Source organism: Megasphaera vaginalis (ex Srinivasan et al. 2021), assembly GCF_000478965.1.
GTDB classification, from domain to species: Bacteria; Bacillota; Negativicutes; order Veillonellales; family Megasphaeraceae; genus Megasphaera; species Megasphaera vaginalis.
This window is the reverse complement of sequence record NZ_AWXA01000043.1, coordinates 43,039-63,248: the sequence shown is the minus strand read 5'-3', so window position 1 is coordinate 63,248 and position 20,210 is coordinate 43,039. Positions and strand designations below refer to the sequence as shown.

Genomic DNA, 20,210 nt, shown 5'->3' with positions numbered 1-20,210 from the left:
GAAATGACTGAAGCGGGAAGAATCAAGATCGCCCTTGCCGGTAATCCCAATTGCGGCAAAACTACTATTTTCAATAATATTACAGGCGCTAAACAGCATGTCGGCAATTATCCGGGCGTAACAGTGGAAAAGAAGGAAGGCCACTGTACGGTAGACGGAAAAGAGTTGCTGTTCATTGATCTGCCAGGCACGTACAGCCTAACGGCCCGTTCGCTGGATGAAGTCGTTGCGCGTAATGTTATCATTAATGACAAACCTGATATTATTGTCAATGTTCTCGATGCCTCCAATTTGGAACGAAATCTGTACCTGGCCGCGCAGATTATTGAACTCGGCTGCCCTGTCGTCGTAGCTTTGAACATGATGGATATTGCGCAGCGTATGGGTATAGAAATTGATTTAAAAAAGCTTGGGAAAAAACTTGGCGCCGTCGTTGTGCCGCTGATCGGCAGTAAGAATATCGGAACTAAAGAATTGTTGCAGACGTTGGCAAGTATGCCGCAGCAGGAAAAAAGAGAAAATGCCGTCATTGATTACGGTTCGGCCGTAGAGCCGTATATTGCGCGAATGACGGATGCGCTGAAAGAATCCGGCAGTATTCATTATCCGTTACGTTGGTTGGCTGTAAAGCTTCTGGAAAATGACAGTGATGTAATCGGCAAGGTGAAGGCCGTCGACGGAACGGAAACGATGCTGGCGCTGGCCGATTCGATGCGCAGCGAGTTGCAGCAGACCGTCGATCTGGATTTCTATTTCGCCCAATGCCGACATCAGTTTGCCGTCGATGCCTTTAACGGTGCAATCGTCGAGAGCGGCAGCACCGACAGCCTATCCGACCGCATCGACGCCGTGTTGACGAATCGCTGGCTCGGATTGCCGATCTTTTTTGTCCTCATGTGGGTCATGTTCAATGCAGTTATCAATCTTGGCGCCTATCCGCAGGGGTGGCTGGAAAGCGGCTTCGGAGTCTTAGGCGATTATTTTGGCGAAATCATTGCCGATGAGCAGCTCCGCTCCCTTGTCGTGGACGGCGTCATCGGCGGCGTCGGCGCCGTTATCAGCTTTGTGCCCCTGATCGTGCTCTTGTATCTGTTTATCGGTTTGCTGGAAGATTCGGGGTACATGGCCCGCGCGGCCTTTTTGATCGATCGTATTATGCGTGCTTTCGGATTGCATGGCAAATCGTTCATACCGATGATTCTCGACTTCGGCTGTAATGTTCCGGGAATCATGGCGGCCCGCACACTGGACAACGAAAAAGACCGCATGGTCACGATTCTGGCGTCCCCTTTCATGAGCTGCAGCGCTAGACTGCCTGTATATACGCTGTTCATTGCCGCTTTTTTCGGCGCTACCGGTTATGGCGGTACCGTTCTCTTCGGCCTGTACGTACTGGGCATCGTCGTTGCTATTTTGGTGGCCATTATTTTGCGCAAAACCGTTTTCAGCGGTGAACAGGAACCGTTTGTCATGGAAATGCCGCCTTATCATGTGCCGACGCTCCGCGGCGTCCTGATGCACATGTGGGAACGGTCCATCCTTTATTTAAAAAAAGCCGGTACCATTATTCTCGGCGCTTCTATTCTGGTCTGGTTCCTGACGGCATACCCCATGGACGTGGACTATACGAAAGATTACGATGCGGCCAGAGCTTCTGTAACGGCACAGGCTGAACGCGATACAGCCGCACTTCTGACAACTTACGGTCTGACCGCGACAGACGAGGATGGGGAACTGCAGACCATGTTAGATGAAATGACGGCCGCTGCAGAAGACGAAAAAGCGGCTGCCGAAGAAGAACAGGACGTCGGATCTGTCGCCGATGCCGAAGCGTTGCAGCAAAAGTCGCCGTATCCGGAAGCATTCGCCGCGTTGGCGGCGGAAAATCCCGTTGCATATGAAAAAGCGCTGCCTTTGTTTACGATACAGCAAGACGCCGATGAGGCTATTGCCGTTCTGGACGAAGAGGAAACGTCGGAAAAACTTTCGCAAAGTTACGCCGCCCGTTTGGGACACTTTATCGAACCGGTTATCGCGCCTCTCGGCTTTGATTGGAAGATCGGCGTCGGTATTGTCGCCTGCACGGCAGCAAAAGAAGTCATGGTTTCCACGTTGGCAACGATTTACAGCGTTGAAGCTGATGATGCCCATCAGGCGAGCCTGGTTACCTATTTAGCGAATGATTCGAGTTTTAACCCCGCCATTGCCCTGTCGCTGATGGTTTTCAGTCTGTTGTACATGCCCTGCATTGCCGCATTGGCCGTTATCAAGCGGGAAACGAACTCGTGGAAGTGGATGGGATTTTCTGCAGGTTTAGGTCTGGCCCTGGCCTACGGGTTATCGTTTATCACCTATCACCTGGCTTTGTTGGCAGGATTGGGTGCGTGATCAGAAAGAAGGGGGAAATATGAGTCCTGCACTGCTTATCGTTATTATCGCCGCCATTGCCTTGGCCGTTTACGGCATCCGTCATCTTCGCGCGCTGTTGCGCGGTACGGCAGGTTGTTCCTGCTGCAGCGGCTCAAAAGGAGGTTGCAGCGGCTGCGCATCGCACGGGGCCAAGCACCTGTCCCGCTCGACTGCCGAAAAATAGTATTTGCATATTGAAAAACTCTCCTTTTCGGTATAGGATTAAAGGAGAGTTTTTTTATTAAGGAGGAATATACGATGGACTTTCACTATAGTGAAGATAAAATCTGGCTTACTGACGAAAAAGGAATAACAATTGCAGAAATCGATTTTCCGAAGAACGGCGACGGCGAACGTACGATAACGCATACCTTTGTCGACGACTCGCTGCGCGGTCAAGGCGTAGCCGGCAAATTGGTCCGCGCTGCTGTCGAGCAAATCCGCGGCGCCGGAGAAAAGACGAAGGTTACCTGCTCCTATGCCGCCGCCTGGTTGCAGCGCCACCGCGAATATGATGATCTGCTGATCAGGTGATATCGTCGACTTTAGACTGTTCGATGCTGGTGCAAAATACGTGAATGGGTATGGCCTAACTTTTTTTGGGCATTGCCAGTTTTGTCAAAGACGAATGCATGAAAAAGAACCTGTCGGGAATGGCGGCAGGTTCTTTTTTTGTGCGTCAGAAAAATTAAGTGGGGGAACTATTTTTGGGGATGATACACAGATAGTTTTGAAAAGTAGAAAAATTATTAACTGCAACAATTATAAAAATTTTACAATTATTGATAAAAAATTTAGACATGGATGAAAAATAAAATTTAAGTATATAGGTAAATGATTCTCCCAAAGAGATAATACGTATATTTACTGTCTTTTTTTGAACGGAATATTCTCTATTCGTTTCACTGTTGAGAAAAGACGGGATTTCCAAGGAAAAGAAAAAATGTATTTATGATTTTATAAATGAAAATAGTGTACTTATTAATCCAATGATAATATGTTCATATTTTAACATAATTATAAAAATCTGCAGCGATTAAAGTCTAAAAAAATATTTCGTCTTAACTTTAATTACTGGACAAAATAAGTCGTAAATGCTACATTATTCTGGACAAAAAACTGTAAGTATTATTTAACAGAAGCGTGATTTGGGAGGCGTCAATCAATGAATCATTTTTATCGTGTAATCTGGAGCAACGTAAAAACAGCTATGTTGTTGTTGCTGAGATTGTGAAAAGCAGCGCAAAGAAACGAAGCGGCAAAAAAGGGATTTCTGCAGCGCTATTCTTAACGGTGCTTATGTTGACGGCATCGACTGCCGGCGCTGAAAATTTTACGGTAGGAACGGGAACAACGACAGGGGCGAATAGCATCAGCACCAATTCTGATGCCATTTTACTTGTCGGCAGCGGCAATGCAGTCAGCACGACGACAGGAGCCAACCTGATCGGCACTGATAATACCGTCAAAAGCCGGCCTCATACGAATGCGGCGGATACAATCATCGGCCATGGGAACGTTGCCGATGATAATGACCCATGGCCCGATTTGACACAAACGGTTACGGTTATCGGCAATAATAATAAGCTTGCCAGTGCCAGCACCGGCATCGTTATCGGTGATAATCAAACGCTTGGCGCCCCCCCGGGATACGATTGTCATCGGGTCCATGAACGCAGATGAGGCGGCAGATGCGGCGGTCAAAGAAGCGGGGCAAGGCGGAGACAGCGTCGTCATCGGTTATCACGCTCACAGCAGAGGGATTAACGGCGGCGGCATGAACGTCGTGGTCGGGGATCGGTCCAAGGCGGATGGATGGCAGGAAACGGTGACCGGGATTAAATCCGTTGTGGAAGGCGGCGACTATAGTACTGACGGCTATCTTGCCTCTGTTTACGGAGCCTTGAATCAAGTCGCGTCCGGCGGCAGCCAGACGGATTTTGACGGAACGGCAAATAGCATTGTCGGCGCAGTCAATAAAACGGAAAATGCCAATGGCGTCGTTATTATGGGAGCCGGAAACAAAGTTACGCATTCTTACGGGAAATCCGTGCTGGCTGCGGATGGCTCAGGACTGCCAATGGGATGGTACTGGCAAGGGAATCTTTCTTTGGGACAGTATTATGCCCTTGACAAGGATAATATCAGTTACGACGATCTCCTTTTCACAATGGGTACCTATCTGTCGACCAGCGGTGGTTCCGTCGTTGCTTTGGGGAATGGAAATACGTCGGACTACGCTGTCGACTCTCAATTGATCGGCGCTGGAAACGTGGTCAGCGGTACTGCCGATCGGACGAGCTTCAATAATACGATAACCGGTTATGCCAACAAAGGCGTCAATATCAATCACGTATCCGTCGTAGGTACGGGGAATACGCTGTCCGCGTCCTCTTCGGATGTCGTCATCGGAGATTACCACGAAATGTATGGCGGTAAAAACAATGTAGTCATCGGTTCGATGGCCTCAAAAGAAACTACGGTTACGAAGCACTATACGATTACAGTAAAAAATAACGATACCGGTGAGATCATACCGGAAGATATTCCGTATACGGTAACGGAAACAGTACCGGTCAAAGGGCATGCGGCAAATGTAAATAATACAGTCATGATCGGTTATAACGCAGACGCAACCGGTGATAACAGCATTGCCATCGGGACGAATGCACAGACGGTTCAAGGACATCCGATGAGTCCCGTACGCGGCATAGCTACAGGCGCCGCAGCCGTCGCCATCGGCTCGGCCGCTACCGCTGCCGGTTACAGTTCCGTTTCTGTCGGAAATGAAGTCGGAAAGGACTCCAGCGGCTATTACAACTTCGCTTTTGGTTCAGAATCAGGACAGAATCTCAGCGGAGAAGAAAATGTTTCCATTGGGAGATGGGCAAATAATAATACCAAGACAAGTCAAAATATCGCCATCGGTCTGAATGCCTTAAATGGTGCTGAGGATTTAGCCAATGCGCCCAAGGTTATTTCTGATATCTATGCGTCCGGCGGGAACTCCGCCATCGGATCCGGCGCGCTGCAGGGACTCAGGGGTTCGAGCAACGTGGCTTTAGGAACTCGTGCCGGTTGGGGAATGCGGGGATCCGGCAATATCATTTTGGGGACTGTAGCAGGATCCAGCGCAGGCGTCAATGCAGACAATACACCTCTTTCCAACTCTATCATCATGGGAACACAAGCCGGAAATCATACCGGCGGAAACATGGACGTCATTCTTGGTAATTTTCAGAATAATAACGTAGTTGCCAGCAATGTAGTCGCTGTCGGATCCAATTCGATAATCAGCAAGCAGTTCGGTTTGGGCATCGGTCACGGTATCATGAATGATGCCGAATATGGTCTTGCAGTAGGTTCCTATAACAAGTTGGCCTCTACGGCGAAAAAGTCAGGCGTATTCGGAATCGGTACTGACGACGGTGTCACGACTATCTCCGGAGCAGGTTCTTATGCCGTAGGGAATGACAATACCATTGCTTCTGACGACGGTTTTTCCGTCGGCAACAATAATCATATTTCCGGACATGAAGGCAATACGGCTATCGGATCGGGCAATACGATAGAACAAGGAACAAAAGATATCCTTTTCGGAGATAATCATAAGCTGGCCGGAACGACGTCTCACAATATCGTGCTTGGTTCTTCCGATTCCGATACCGCTTTAAACGGTATCAACGAAACCGTCAGTATCGGTCATAATTCGGCGGCGACAGACAATCAAGCCATCGCCATCGGTACCGGCGCACAGGCGACGGGCGCGAAGTCTATTTCTATCGGTACGGGCAATACCGTTTCCGGCAGCGGTTCCGGGGCAATCGGCGATCCGAGTCTTGTCAGCGGCAGCGGTTCCTATGCAGTGGGGAACAATAACACCGTAACGACAGACAATACGTTTGTCTTCGGAAATAATGTAACGAATACAACGGCCTCTTCCGTATTTCTCGGAGACGGTTCCGCTTATGTGGCGAAGGATATCACGACCGAAGGAAGCGATAAGACTTATACCCGTGATACGATAAGCGGGAAGACGTTGCGTTTTGCCGGCGGTGACGACGTCGTCGGCGTTGTTTCCGTCGGGTCCGCCACGCAGACACGCCGGATTCAAAATGTGGCACCTGGCCTTATCAGCAGCGCGTCAACGGATGCCGTCAACGGCAGTCAGCTGTATGCCGTCGCCGCCGCATTAAACAACTCGATCACTGCCGTAAATAATGAAACGATGACCTTTACCGGTGATACTGGCCGTGTCGACAGAAAACTGGGTACGGCCATTACCGTTACGGGTGACGCCAATATTACGACGAAAGCGACGGAGTCAGGGGTACAGGTCAATTTGAATAAAACGATTGATCTCGGAACGGACGGGAGCATAAAAACGGGGAATACGGTCATCAATACGGAAGGGATCACGAGCAAGTCTGTACGCGTCGGAGCTACGGCCGTTACCTCTGAAGGAATGACCGTTACCGGCGGTCCGACGGTGACCAAGACGGCTGTAGATATGGCCGGGCAGCAGATCCATCATGTGTCTGACGGCACAGCGAGCAGTGACGCAGCCACAGTAGGACAGGTACGGTCTCTGCAGGACAAAGGGACGAACTATGCCGGCGACAAGGGAGCGGTGATTCATAAGGATTTGGGAAGCACGCTGAAAGTAACAGGCGGCGCGACTGGCGAACTTTCGGACAATAATATTGGCGTCATATCGGAAAACGGCGAACTGAAAGTTAAACTGGCGAAAGAAATCACAGGGCTTACTTTTCTCAAGGTGGATAAGCTGGAAGTAGGACAAAACTCCACGGAGATCACGGATACGAGTGTCGAAACGGATACGCTGAAAGTCGGGAAGATGACGATAGATAAAGACACGGGGATCGATGCGGGACAGACGGCTATACATAACCTTGCCGACGGTACGAGCGACAGCGATGCGGCCACTGTGGGACAGGTAAAGCGCTCATTCGGTGAAATCGACAATAAACTCAACGCGATCGGCACGCGTGTTGATCGTGCAGGGGCCGGGGCGGCGGCACTTGCGGCATTGCATCCGCTGGATTTTGATGCCGATGATAAATGGGACTTCGCAGCGGGATACGGCAATTACGCAGGAGCCAACGCCGTGGCGGTAGGCGCTTTTTACCGGCCGGACGAAGATACGATGTTCAGTGTCGGCGGCAGCTTCGGCGGCGGTGAGAATATGATTAATGCCGGCGTTTCCTGGAAACTGGGGCGCGGTAACCATGTTTCCACATCTAAAAAAGAAATGGCCAAAGAAATTGCAGAATTAAAGGGGGCAGGTTCAACAATTGACGGCTTTAGTCCAGCAGTTGACGGCAGACCGCAATACGGTTGCCGCCAAGGCATAGTATTTCGACAGGAAGGTAAAACATTATTCATGATTAGAAGAGAGTTGCATTTATGCGGCTCTCTTTTTCTTTCGCCGTCGATGGCATGATAAGCTTCCAGCTCTGTACTGCGGCAGCTGCAGATTGGAGGGATGCGCAGCTATAGAAACTGTGGTATGATACATAGCGTACAGGTATATAGGGGGAGTAGGAATTAATGAAAATTATAGACAGTCATTTCCATTTCAGTGATTTTCCCGGCTTTGATGAACTTGCCGTTGCGGCAGGTCATGTCAATTCTGCCGATCATTTGCGCCGGGCATATGCGGAAAACGGCATTATTCACGGCGTTGTCATGAGCAACAGATCGTTGTATCCGGAAGATCATCACTATCCTGATTTTATGAGTTATTGTATCGGATTGGACCATATGGATACGGATACCCGTTCCCTGGCGGAGCAGGCGGTTCTCGTCGAAGAAAATTTGAAACGGCCGTCTTGTGTCGGTATCAAGTTGTATCCCGGATATAATCATTTTTACGTTTACGATGATTTTCTCGATCCCTTTTATCAGCTGGCAAGAAAATACGACAAACCTGTCGCCATTCACACGGGCTTGACGGCGACGTCGCGGGCTCTTTTAAAATACAGCCAACCGCTGACGCTTGACGAGGCGGCCGTCAAGTATCCGGATGTGCAGTTTGTCATGTGCCATTTAGGTAACCCCTTCCTTCAGGATGCGATTGCCGTCATGGAAAAGAATGGCAATGTCGCTGCCGATCTGTCAGGACTGCTGGAAGGAAAGATGGCTGATCGGGCTGCCTTCTTCAAAAAGAAAAGAGGCTATCTGGAGCTGTTGCGCAATTGGCTCGAATATCTGGACTGCTACGATCGTTTCATGTTCGGTACGGATTGGCCTTTAGCCAATCTTGGCGATTATATTTCCTTTACCCAAGAAATTGTACCGGAAAGCGAGTGGAATACCGTTTTCTATGAAACGGCGAAACGGTTATATAAATTGCCGGTATAAAGAAAAGGAAGTTTCTTTTCTCTAAAGAGACTTCCTTTTTTGTTGCAGAACGACATAAAGTCTGGTATACTTTTCATAGCATATTGTTGATCGAATCAACTAACAAAAGAGGGATACATAATGGATTGCATGAGTGTCGGCCGTAACTTCGGTATTTTGAATCGAAGGACGCAGTTGTATATTACGAACTGCTGCCGGCAATGGCGAATTTCCTATTCGGAATACGTACTGCTGGAACAGCTTTACGTGACGGAAGGGATTACACAGGATGAATTGGCGGCCTTGCTCTATATCGACAAGGCTATGGTGGCCCGCGGTCTGAAATCGCTTGAAGAAAAAGGCTATCTTTACCGACTCAAAGGCGAGCGGGACAAACGGCAAAAGACGATCCGTCTGACGGTCAAAGCCAGAAATATCGAGGCTGTATTCCATGATGTCGTGCTGCAATGGCTGAAACGCATTACGGTTACCATGAGCGAAACGGATTTGCAACGGATGTTGGACGACTTGCGGGAAGTGACGAAAAACGCTGCGGAAGCCGATCTGAATTTAAAGGAAAGTGATGAAGGTGATGCACTATGAATAAACACGTATATGCCGGCGCCGTCGTTCTGGCGCTTTGTCTGTCGGCAGCGCTCGCCGGTTGCGGCAATGAACAGCAGGCTGCGGAGAAACCGCTGCTTGTACGTACGGAAACGGTCGGCACGAAAAGCGGTGCGACTGCGGCCGATTATGCCGGCGTAGTAAAGGGCCGGTATGAAAGTAACCTTTCGTTTCAAGTCAGCGGCCGGATCACGTCTCGCAATGTGCAACTCGGCAGCGTAGTCCACAGCGGCGAAGTCTTGATGACCGTCGATCCGAAAGACGTACAGCAAGGTGTCAACCAGGCTGCTGCCGTCACGGCGGCGGCACAAGCCCAATATGATCTGGCGGCATCCAATTTGGCCAGATACCAGGCCCTGTATACGCAGAATGCCGTCAGCGCGGCGCAGCTTGATCAGTATCAAACAGCCTATGATCAGGCCGCGGCCCAGTATCGTCAGGCTGCGGCGCAGGCCCAGTCCCAGCAGAATCAACTCTCTTATACGGCGTTAACTGCCGATGCGGACGGCGTTATTGCCGCCGTCAGCGGCGAAGTCGGCCAGGTGGCCGCCGCCGGTCAGCCGGTATTGACCTTGGTCCATTCCGGTGACTTGGAGGTTGAAATTCACGTTCCTGAAAATCATGTCGATGATTTTCGCGCCGGAAAAGAAGTAACCGTTTCCTTCTGGGCCCTGCAGCAGCAATCGGCGCAGGGGATCGTCCGCGAAGTGGCGCCGATGGCGGACAGTGTGACGCGGACGTATACCGTCACGGTTTCTTTGCCGTCGCCGCCGCAGGGAATGCGGCTCGGCATGACGGCTACGGTAACGGCCAAGGGAGAAACGCCCGATACGACAGCTTACGTGTTGCCGTTGTCAGCCATTTATCAGACAGGAAATACGCCCTATGTTTGGGTCGTAACGAAAGATCATGCCGCAACGCTGAAAAAAGTGACCATCGTCTCCTTCGGCGATGATAACGTACAGGTAACCGGTCTCGCTGCCGGCGACGTCGTCATCACCGCCGGCGTACACCTCCTTCAGGAAGGGCAGCCGGTGCGATTGGAAGGTGACGAAGGGTGAGAAATCTGAGTGAATTGGCATTGAAAAACAAAGCTCTCGTCTGGTATTTCATTATCGTCATCGCCATTGCCGGCGTCTTCTCCTATATGAAACTGGGCCGCATGGAAGATCCTTCTTACACTGTGCGGCAAATGGTCGTTTACGTTTCCTGGCCCGGTGCCACGGCGGAACAGATGGAAGAGCAGGTTACCGATAAGCTTGAGAAGAAACTGCAGGATACGCCGCACCTCGATTATTTGAAGAGTTATTCCAAAGCGGGACAAGCCGTCATTTACGTGACCCTTGATGATAAACTCGATACGGGAAAGGTGCGCGCTACGTGGCATGAAGTGCGGAATTTGGCGAACGACGTGGCCAAAGATCTGCCGGAAGGCGTTTACGGTCCCTATTTCAACGACCGGTACGATGACGTATACGGTTCCGTTTACGCCGTTACCGGCGACGGCTATTCCTATGAAGAGCTTCGTCAGAAAGCGGAAACGATACGCCGCGCCATGCTCGGCGTAAAGGATGTCGGCAAGGTGGAACTGCTGGGCGTACAGTCGGAAAAGGTATATGTCGAAGTAGAGAACGAAAAACTCGCCTCCCTGGGGATTCCGCCCGGCGCCATTGCCGCCGCCGTCAAAGGACAGAATGCCATGACGCCTGCCGGTATGGTGGAAACGGCATCTGATAACGTGTACCTGCGTATTACCGGAACTTTCACGGATCTCGATTCCATTCGCAGTTTGCCGATTAACGGTAACGGCCGAATCTTCCGACTCGGCGATATTGCTACGGTGGAACGGCGTTTTGTCGAACCGGCGGAACCGAAAATGTATTTTAACGGCAAGCCGGCGATCGGTATTGCCGTTTCCATGACTGACGGCGGCAATATACTCACCCTCGGTGAGAACTTGAAACGCTTATGCGGCGAAGCCGAAAAAGATCTGCCTGCCGGTATGACGCTGCAGCAGGTTTCCGATCAGCCGAAGGTCGTTGACGAAGCGATCGGCGATTTTACCAATTCACTGCGCGAAGCGATCATCATCGTCCTGCTCATCAGCTTCATCAGTCTCGGTCTCCGCACCGGTCTCGTCGTAGCCTGCTGCATCCCCCTCGTTCTTACCGGCGTTTTCTGCGTTATGGAAGTCGCCGGCATTGATTTGCACAAAGTCTCTTTAGGCGCCCTTATCGTCGCCCTGGGCTTATTGGTCGACGACGCCATTATTGCCGTCGAAATGATGAGTGTGCAGTTGGAGAAGGGCTATGGCCGGCTGGAAGCGGCATGTTACGCTTTCAAGGCGACGGCAAAACCGATGCTGACAGGCACGTTGATCACCTGCGCCGGCTTCATTCCCGTCGCGTTTTCCCAGGGAGCCGCTGCAGAGTTCTGCAAGGCTCTGTTTCCCGTCATTACGGCGGCGCTCTTGATCTCCTGGATCGTTTCCGTTATGGCTGCGCCTCTTTTCGGATACTATTTGATCAGGATAAAGCGGGAAGAGACGGAAAAAGAGCTGTACGGTTCCGCTTTTTACCGCTGGTTTCGCAAAACGCTGACGTGGTGCCTGCTGCATCGTAAGAGCGTCATCATCGGTACAGGCGTGCTATTTGCCGGGTCCCTTTTTTTACTGAAATTTGTGCCGCAGGAATTTTTTCCGCTGTCACTGCGCCCTGAGGTTATCGTTGAAATGCGGCTGCCTGAAGGCGCGTCGCTGCAAGCGTCACAGAAGGAAGCTGCCGTCCTGGCCGCTTATCTGGACGGTCAACAGGATAAGATCGCCTCGTATTCCTATTATGTCGGTGAAAGTGCACCTCGTTTCGTCCTGACGACGGAGCCTGTTCTGCCGACGGATAATTACGCTCAGTTCGTCGTCGTCGCCAAAGATACGGAAGCGCGGGCCGAACTCGTCAGGCTGATCGGCGAGGAAATGGCTGAAAAGCAGCCGAATGTGCGCGGTAATATTAAGTTCATCGAAATGGGACCGCCTTCCAATTATCCCCTCATGCTGCGCGTCTCAGGTCCCAATATCGATAAGGTGAAAGGCTATGCCGCCGCAATCAGAAAAAAATTGTCGCAAGATCCGAATCTGCAAAATGTTCATCTCAACTGGAGTCAGAAAAGCAAGGTCATGCATCTGACGCTGGACCAGGACAAACTGCGCGCCTTGGGACTGGCCGGACAGGACGTTGCCAAAACGCTGTATACGGAGCTGTCTGGCGCGACTATTGCCGAATATTATGCCGGTGACAGAACCATCGGGATTCAGTTGCGCTTGCGCAGTGCCGATCGTTCGGACTTGTCGCGAATCAAGGATATTCCGATTACCGTCGGTAATGGCGGCACCGTGCCGCTGGAACAGGTGGCAAAGATTTCCTACGAAGGGGAAGACGGCATTATTTGGCGCCGCGATCTCAAACCGACAATCACGATTCAGGGAACCGGTCTGTCAGGAACGGCCAACGACATAACGCAGAAAGCCTATGACGACATCGCCGATATTCGCGATTCCATGGGCTTCGGTTATACGGTGGCAGTTGACGGGGCGCTGGAAAACAGTCGCAAATCGATAGACTATCTGCTGCAGCCGGTGCCGATCATGGTCCTGGTCATCATGACTCTGTTGATGTTCCAACTGCGCAGCCTTTCCTTGATGGCGCTGACGCTGATCACGGCGCCGATGGGGATCATCGGTGTCAGTATCGGCCTGCTGCTTTTCGGCAAATCCCTCGGCTTTGTCGCCTATATCGGTGTCTTGGCCCTGGGCGGCATGATTATTCGCAACTCGGTCATTCTCATTGATCAGATTGATAAGCATATGGCTGCCGGGGAAAGTCCGTGGGACGCCGTCATCGATTCGGCGATCATGCGTTTCCGCCCCATCATGTTGACGGCAATGGCGGCGATCTTGGGTATGATCCCGTTGATGCGGAGCGTCTTTTGGGGGCCGATGGCCGTAGCGATCGCCGGCGGTCTTCTGGGGGCGACGGTACTGACGCTTCTCGTTTTGCCGACAATGTACGCCGCCTGGTTCAAGATCGGAAAAAACTAACAAAAAAAGGGATTCTCCGCACGCCGCGGGAGAATCTCTTTTTTACTAAATCGGCCTGTTCGCTTATTCACTGGACGCATTGTTTGTGGTAAAATAATAAGACGACTGCAATTAGCTTAGGAAGGAATTTCTCATGTCTTCTATCTTCTCTCCATTGACCAAAAATATAGGAATCGATCTCGGCACATCGACGACGCAAGTCTACGTGGAACGGCGCGGCATTATACTTTCCGAACCGTCGATCATCGCGACTGACGAACGGAATAATAAGATCGTCGCCGTCGGCAGGGCTGCCGACGAGTTGTTGATGAAATCGCCGCAAAGTGTCCGCATGCACCGCCCTCTGGTGAACGGCGTCATTTCGGATTATACCGTCACGCGGGCCATGATCGGATATTTGCTGCGCAAAAGCGTTCGGACCGTTCAGCGTCTGCGAATCATGGTCGGGGTGCCGGCGTCGGCTTCAAATGTGGAGAAACGTGCCGTTATGGAAGCCGTTTTTCAGGCCGGCGCCAAAGAGGCATACCTGATTGAAACGGCGGCGGCCGCCGCCATCGGCTTGGGACTGCCCATTTACCATCCTATCGGCAGCATGGTCATCGATATCGGCGGCGGTACGACGAATATCGCCATTCTTTCTCTCGGCGGCATCGTGCTTTCCCGGTCCATCCATTTGGGCGGTCTCGATTTCAACGATGCGATCCGCGATTATCTGCGTGATACCTTTGCCGTCGTTACCGATGATGCGACAGTGGAAGAAATGAAGACGAAAAACGGTTCGGCTGTGCTGCCGCTGGAGGACAAAAGCTATTATTTTACAGGGCGGGGATTAGATGACGGCTTGCAGAAGGAGCTGGAAATCAAGGCCAGTGAAATATACACGGCTTTAGGCCGTCCGTTGGTAAAAATTTTGGATCTGGCGAAAACGGTTTTGCGGGAAACACCGCCGGAAATCGCCGCGGATATCATGGAAAACGGCATCTATCTTACCGGCGGAACGTCGCAACTGAAAGGGCTCGACCAATTGTTGCAGCAAGAGCTGGATGTACCTGTCAATCTTGTCGGCAATCCTTCGGAAGTCGTTGCCAGAGGAGCCGGTATAGCGTTAAGTCAACGAGAAAAACTGATGTCCCTGATTCAGGGAACACAGCACATTTATAGAAGGAGATTTTAACAGTGTTTTCGTTTGGGAAAAAGAGCGTCGCAGCAGTTCTCATTTTATTGATCCTCATTGCCGTTGTCGGTTGGGCCTGGCGGCAGCGCAGTTCGCTCCCGTACATCACAAAACCGCTGCAACTGGCGGCGGCTCCTTTTGAATACGGCACGGCGTGGATTATGGATAAATTTTCGTCGGCAGCGTATTTGGTGGAAATCAATTTAAAGAACCGTATCGAATGGGAAGCATTGGAAAAAGAAAATGCCGCCTTGAAAGAACACAGCGTCGATTACGATGAACTGGCGGCGGAAAATAAACGGCTCCGCGATCTTCTCGACTTTCGCAATACGCACGGCCAGTATAAATTATTGGCAAGCTCCGTTATTTCACGTGATTACGGTACATGGAGCAATACGCTGATCATCAATGCCGGCAGCAAAGACGGCGTGGAGATGAATATGCCCGTCATTACGCCGAACGGCGTTGTCGGCTTTATTTCCGACGCTTTTGACTATTCCGCCCGGGTACAGCTGATGACGGATCCGCGGACCAGCGTTGGCGCCATTGTCGAGCGTCCCGAATCACGGGTATCTTCCGTCGTTCGCGGAAACGGCAACGTACCGACGGAGCCGCAATTCGTCAATATTGCCAAAGATGCCGATATTCTGGAAGGTGATACGCTGGTGACTTCCGGGTTCGGTTCGATTTATCCGAAAGGAATCTACATCGGCAAAATTACGTCCATCCATCAAAATGACAGCGATTTTGTCAAATACGCCGTCATCGAAACGGGCGTCGATTTTTCCAAATTGGAAGAAGTTTTTGTCATCCTCAATGCGCAGAGCGGACAAAGCTATGACAAGCCGGGCGTTGAGCCGAAGCTTGTACCGCAGACGAAGCGTGACAAAGTGGAAGGGGTCAAAGGGGCGGCTGCGCTATGAAGAAGGGAAAATGCCTGTTGACAATCATTATCGTCTTTATCTTGCAAAGCACGGTTATTCCCCTGCTTTTCAACGGTACGACGCAGCCTAATCTGATCGGTTTGGCCGTCATTTTAACGGCCCTTTGTCACGGCCAGCGTATCGGTATCATTGCGGCTCTCATGGGAGGTATTGGCCAAGATGTGGTCATCGGTAATTTTTTCGGCATTCATCTGCTGCCGTATCTGATCATCGCTTTAGTATGCAGTAAGATCGGCAGGAGTATTGAACGAAATCAGTATGTGCTGATTCTGCTCCTGGCACTGGGAGCAACGGAATTGACCTTGGTACTGACCTGTATGGTGCTATGGTTTTCCGGCCAATTCATCGACAGTGTCGTTTATTTGACGTATTACACGGTTCCCATGCTCCTTTATCACGGGATTTTGGCATTACCCGTCCATTTCATCATCAGCAGGCTTCGCCGTGAAGATACCTTTTCCTATGGATTTATGACTTATCGATAGCGTAGTGGGGAGTAGTACATCATGCTGGAAGCATTAATGAAAAAAAAGAATGACGATGGCCGCTTTCGCTATCTTTATTGGATCATCATCGGTATTTTTTCCCTGTTGATTTTCCGCCTGGTTTATTTGCAGCTTTTTGCCGGCAACTATTACCACTCTCTGGCCGAAGGTAACAGGCTGCGCTCTATTCCTATCGCCGCCATGCGCGGCGTCATGTATGACCGCAACGGCGAAATTCTGGTCGGGTCGCGGCCCAGTTTTATGGTAACCTATGTGCCGGCGCACGGCGGTATGACCGACGGGGAGATCAGAGCCCTGGCCTCGCTGCTGGCAGTCCCGGAAAGCCAGATTCGCGATAAAGTGGAAAAAGTGAAAAATTCCTACGTACCGACGGTTTTGGCGGCCGATTTGACGCAGGATATCGTAACCAAGATCGAAGAGCGGCGGAACGAGCTTCCCGGCATATCCGTCGACGTCCAGCCCATTCGGTATTATCCGTACAACGGTATGAGCGCGCAGGTTTTCGGTTATGTCGGTCAGATCAACGAAGAAGAAGCACAACGGTTGCAGGGAGCGGAAGGGGTTTCCTCTCTTACGCAGATCGGTCGCGCCGGTCTGGAAAGTTATTACGATGATTTGCTGCGCGGCAAGGACGGCAGCCGACAGGTGGAAGTCGATGCTACGGGCAGTCCGGTGAAGGAATTGGAACGACAGAATCCCGTTTCCGGTAGAAATATTCACTTGACCCTTGATCTGGATCTGCAGAAAGCGTTGGAAGCAGCGATGGATGTACAACTTGCCAACGGTGTCGGCAAAAGCGGGATTGCCGCCGTCGCCATTGATCCGAATACGGGCGCCGTCCTGGCGATGGCCAGCCGACCGACGTATAATCCGAATCTGTTTACGCGGGGCATTACCGAAGCCGAATGGGCACAGATCAATAATAATCCCGCTCATCCCATGGAGAACCGAGTCATTTCCGGTGAATATCCGCCGGGATCGACTTTCAAGATTATTACCGGTACGGCAGCACTGGAGCTGAAAAAAATCACGCCTGACGAAAAAATCTACGACTCCGGCCGCCACTGGCTTGTCGATATGCGGAATGCCGGCGGCGAAGCGTTGGGGTGGCTGAATTTTACGGAAGCGCTGGCAAAGTCGGATAACGTGTTTTTTTATGAACTAGGGCGTCGTGTCGGTATCGATAAGCTTTCCGAATATGCCAAAATGTTCGGCATGGGTCAAAAGACGGGTATCGCGCTGCGCGGCGAAGCGTCCGGATTGATTGCCAGCGAAGACTACAAGACAAAAACGTTCAATCAGGACTGGTATTTGGGCGATACCTTCAACTCGGCTATTGGACAGGGATTTCAGCTCGTCACGCCTTTGCAGGCGGCGATGATCATCGGTGAAGTCGCCAACGGCGGTATTCAGTATAAACCGTTTATCGTCAGCCGGATAGACAATTTGGACGGCACGCCTTATAAGGTGTTTGCGCCGGAACAAGTCGGTACGCTCAGCGTCTCGAAATCGACGCTCGATCTGGTTCGCGAAGGCATGCGTAATGTTGCGGAAGAATCGGGTACGGCAGGCGCACTGTTTGCCGGTTTCCCCGTGCAGGTAGCCGGCAAAACCGGTACGGCTGAAAACTTCAGCGGTACTGACCACGCGTGGTTTGTAGCGTATGCCCCTTATGATCATCCGCGCATCGTCATTGCCGTTTTGGTCGAACAGGGCGGCTTCGGCGCCAGTACGGCAGGTCCTATCGTCAAATCGATGCTGGAAGAGTTTTTCCGTATTGGCCCTTACGCGGACAAGGCGGTAAAGGAAAGCGGCGCCGATGACGGCAAAGAGAAAAAAACGGCCGGTGCGGCCGATGGAGAATAATTGGGCTGAAAAGGGAAAGGAGTTTTGTCATGTCTACTATTATTGCCCTTGCTTCCGGCAAAGGCGGCGTCGGTAAAACTTTATGCACTGCTTCTCTGGCCGTTTCCCTGCAGCGGCAGGGTTTTACGGTGCTGGCCATTGATGCCGATATGGGTCTGCGCAATCTGGATCTGACTTTCGGTGTGCAGGACAGTGTTTTTTTTGACATCTCCGACCTGATCAAGCAACGCTGCAGACGGGAGGAAGCGTTGATCAGCGTAGCTGAAGGACTTGATTTTCTGGCAGCCAGCCAACAGCATACCTGGGCTAAAGTAGATGTGCCGTCTTTTCAATACGCCGTCGAGTCTTTGTCCGAGAGCTATGATTATACGCTTCTCGATTGTCCGCCCGGTCGTGACCGGGCATACAAAAACTCCGTAGCCATTGCCGACCGGCTCTTTTTCATCATTGAGCCGACGTGGGCATCCATGCGCGACGCTTCCCGCGTCATGCAGTTTTGCAATAAGCATAAACAATTTAATTACGACGTTCTCTTCAATAATTTTTACGGCAATACACGAGGCTTCGTTACTATCGATAAGATGAACGACGTTTTAAATCCGGAACGGATTGCCGGATTACTGCCTCATGATGACGAGTTGCATGAGGCAGTTCAAAGCGGCGCCTTGTTGGAGGTGCCTGCGGCCAATTCGTTTTTCCGGGCCATGGAAGAAACGACGGCGTATATTACACAGGGGCGCATACCTGATCTGACGTATCTGAAAACGTTGTTGCCTTGCGACGGAGAAGAGCTTGCCGGCGATAACGCGGCAATTACGCAGGAAGAAATCGCGGAAATGAATCGGATCTGGGCATTGGCCGACGCCGAATTGAAACGGGTCGCGGAAAATCTGCCGCCGGCGGCAGTAGCAGCAGAAACGGAAACAGGTAAGACGTCGGCAGAGCCGGAAAACGCCGGCCGGCTCGAGGCGCCGGATCTCGGTGCGGCAACCGCGCCGCGTCGCACAGCAGCGCTACGGGAATCCCGGCAAGAAGGCGAACGCGGCGGCCTGTCACTGCGCCGCCGTCGTTCGGAATCAAGACAATGGCGGCATTTCCGTCGATAGGAGTTGCGTATGTTTAAAAGAGAATGGAAGCATTTGGATAAGGGCCTCCTTGTCGTCTGCGTTTTAATCGTCGCGATCAGCCTTACCATTATCGGCAGCGCGACGCACATTAATAAAGGCGCGTTTAACTACGACTTCGTCATCAAACAGGGCGTCGCCTTTATCATTAACTTATTGCTGATTCTGTTTTTCGCCCGTTTCGACTACATGCAGTTGAAGCGTTTCCATAAACCGCTGTACATCATCAATCTGCTCATGCTCGTTGCCGTCATGTTCGTCGGCACATCTGCGCTCGGCGCCCAACGTTGGATACAGGTCGGCCCGATTACGCTTCAGCCGTCAGAATTTTCAAAATTGATCATGATCATCTGCCTGGCCGCCGTATTGTCCGATAAGGTAAACAAGTTGAATACGGTCCGTGATATTTTTCCGATCGCCTTATTCGTAGGAATTCCTTTTTTGTTGGTACTGAAGCAGCCCGATCTGGGAACGAGTCTCGTGTTTTTGGCCATTTCACTGGGCATGCTTTTTATTGCCAACATCAATCTCGCGTTGCTGCGCCGCGTTGGCATTGCCGCTTTGATTTTAGCTCCCGTCGGTTGGTTCTTTATGAAAGATTATCAGAAATCGCGGATCATGGTCTTTCTTGACCCCAATGTCGATCCTTTCGGCGCAGGCTATCACATTATTCAGTCGAAAATTGCCATCGGTTCGGGCCTGCTCTTCGGCAAGGGAATATTTCAAGGGACGCAGAGCCAACTGAATTTTTTGCCTGAAAATCATACGGATTTCATTTTCTCCGTTATCGGTGAAGAACTCGGTTTTCTTGGCTGTTTCTTTATCCTTTTTTTATACTTCATTCTGATTTACCGAGCCCTGCTGACGGCGAAGGACTGCAAGGACAGCTTCGGCATGTTGCTGGCGACGGGCATTATCGCCATGTGGTCTTTCCAGATACTCGTCAACGTCGGCATGACCTGCGGCATCATGCCCGTTACGGGCATTCCGCTGCCCTTCATGAGTTACGGCGTCAGTGCGCTGACGACAAATATGATGGGCTTGGGCCTTTTGTTGAATATTTACATGCACCAGCAAAAGATGATCTTTTTATAGAGGAGTGAACTT

General features: G+C 51.2%; 15 protein-coding genes. All 15 read left to right on the top strand.

The window, feature by feature from the left end:
- Positions 1 to 3 precede the first annotated feature (3 nt).
- The 15 genes from feoB to rodA all read left to right on the top strand — a co-directional run bounded on the left by feoB (position 4) and on the right by rodA (position 20,198).
- Complete coding sequence (gene feoB / locus HMPREF1250_RS07810; RefSeq protein WP_023054130.1) at positions 4 to 2,388, top strand: ferrous iron transport protein B; 2,385 nt, start codon at positions 4 to 6, stop codon at positions 2,386 to 2,388.
- A gap of 19 nt (positions 2,389 to 2,407) precedes the next feature.
- Complete coding sequence (locus HMPREF1250_RS07805; RefSeq protein WP_023054070.1) at positions 2,408 to 2,593, top strand: hypothetical protein; 186 nt, start codon at positions 2,408 to 2,410, stop codon at positions 2,591 to 2,593.
- 32 nt (positions 2,594 to 2,625) lie between these two features.
- Complete coding sequence (locus HMPREF1250_RS07800) at positions 2,626 to 2,943, top strand: GNAT family N-acetyltransferase (protein WP_306306243.1); 318 nt, start codon at positions 2,626 to 2,628, stop codon at positions 2,941 to 2,943.
- 696 nt (positions 2,944 to 3,639) lie between these two features.
- On the top strand, positions 3,640 to 4,092 hold the full coding sequence (locus tag HMPREF1250_RS12075; RefSeq protein WP_023054069.1) for a hypothetical protein: 453 nt from the start codon (positions 3,640 to 3,642) through the stop codon (positions 4,090 to 4,092).
- The gene (locus HMPREF1250_RS07790) at positions 4,028 to 7,873 is read left to right on the top strand and encodes a beta strand repeat-containing protein (protein ID WP_196806863.1); all 3,846 of its coding nucleotides are present in this window, start codon (positions 4,028 to 4,030) and stop codon (positions 7,871 to 7,873) included. The genes HMPREF1250_RS12075 and HMPREF1250_RS07790 overlap by 65 nt, the downstream gene beginning before the upstream one ends.
- Positions 7,874 to 7,980: 107 nt before the next feature.
- On the top strand, positions 7,981 to 8,793 hold the full coding sequence (locus HMPREF1250_RS07785) for an amidohydrolase family protein (RefSeq protein ID WP_023054076.1): 813 nt from the start codon (positions 7,981 to 7,983) through the stop codon (positions 8,791 to 8,793).
- Positions 8,794 to 8,913: 120 nt separating this feature from the next.
- Positions 8,914 to 9,375 (top strand): MarR family winged helix-turn-helix transcriptional regulator, encoded by a 462-nt coding sequence (locus HMPREF1250_RS07780; RefSeq protein ID WP_023054129.1) that lies wholly within the window; start codon positions 8,914 to 8,916, stop codon positions 9,373 to 9,375.
- The gene (locus HMPREF1250_RS07775) at positions 9,372 to 10,457 is read left to right on the top strand and encodes an efflux RND transporter periplasmic adaptor subunit (RefSeq protein ID WP_023054071.1); all 1,086 of its coding nucleotides are present in this window, start codon (positions 9,372 to 9,374) and stop codon (positions 10,455 to 10,457) included. The genes HMPREF1250_RS07780 and HMPREF1250_RS07775 overlap by 4 nt, the downstream gene beginning before the upstream one ends.
- The gene (locus HMPREF1250_RS07770; protein WP_023054092.1) at positions 10,454 to 13,489 is read left to right on the top strand and encodes an efflux RND transporter permease subunit; all 3,036 of its coding nucleotides are present in this window, start codon (positions 10,454 to 10,456) and stop codon (positions 13,487 to 13,489) included. Before HMPREF1250_RS07775 ends, HMPREF1250_RS07770 begins: the two co-directional genes overlap by 4 nt.
- Positions 13,490 to 13,622: 133 nt before the next feature.
- Entirely contained in the window at positions 13,623 to 14,663 is a 1,041-nt protein-coding gene (locus tag HMPREF1250_RS07765; RefSeq protein ID WP_023054103.1) for a rod shape-determining protein, read from the top strand.
- A gap of 2 nt (positions 14,664 to 14,665) precedes the next feature.
- On the top strand, positions 14,666 to 15,586 hold the full coding sequence (mreC, locus tag HMPREF1250_RS07760; protein ID WP_023054099.1) for a rod shape-determining protein MreC: 921 nt from the start codon (positions 14,666 to 14,668) through the stop codon (positions 15,584 to 15,586).
- A complete protein-coding gene (gene mreD, locus HMPREF1250_RS07755) occupies positions 15,583 to 16,092 on the top strand; it encodes a rod shape-determining protein MreD (RefSeq protein WP_023054138.1) in 510 nt (169 codons plus the stop codon). Before mreC ends, mreD begins: the two co-directional genes overlap by 4 nt.
- 21 nt (positions 16,093 to 16,113) lie before the next feature.
- On the top strand, positions 16,114 to 17,979 hold the full coding sequence (gene mrdA / locus HMPREF1250_RS07750; protein WP_023054125.1) for a penicillin-binding protein 2: 1,866 nt from the start codon (positions 16,114 to 16,116) through the stop codon (positions 17,977 to 17,979).
- 29 nt (positions 17,980 to 18,008) lie between these two features.
- A complete protein-coding gene (locus HMPREF1250_RS07745) occupies positions 18,009 to 19,085 on the top strand; it encodes an AAA family ATPase (RefSeq protein ID WP_023054098.1) in 1,077 nt (358 codons plus the stop codon).
- 9 nt (positions 19,086 to 19,094) lie between these two features.
- Positions 19,095 to 20,198 carry a rod shape-determining protein RodA gene (gene rodA / locus HMPREF1250_RS07740; protein ID WP_023054081.1) on the top strand — a complete coding sequence of 368 codons (1,104 nt, stop codon included), beginning with the start codon at positions 19,095 to 19,097 and terminating at the stop codon, positions 20,196 to 20,198.
- Positions 20,199 to 20,210: the final 12 nt, after the last annotated feature.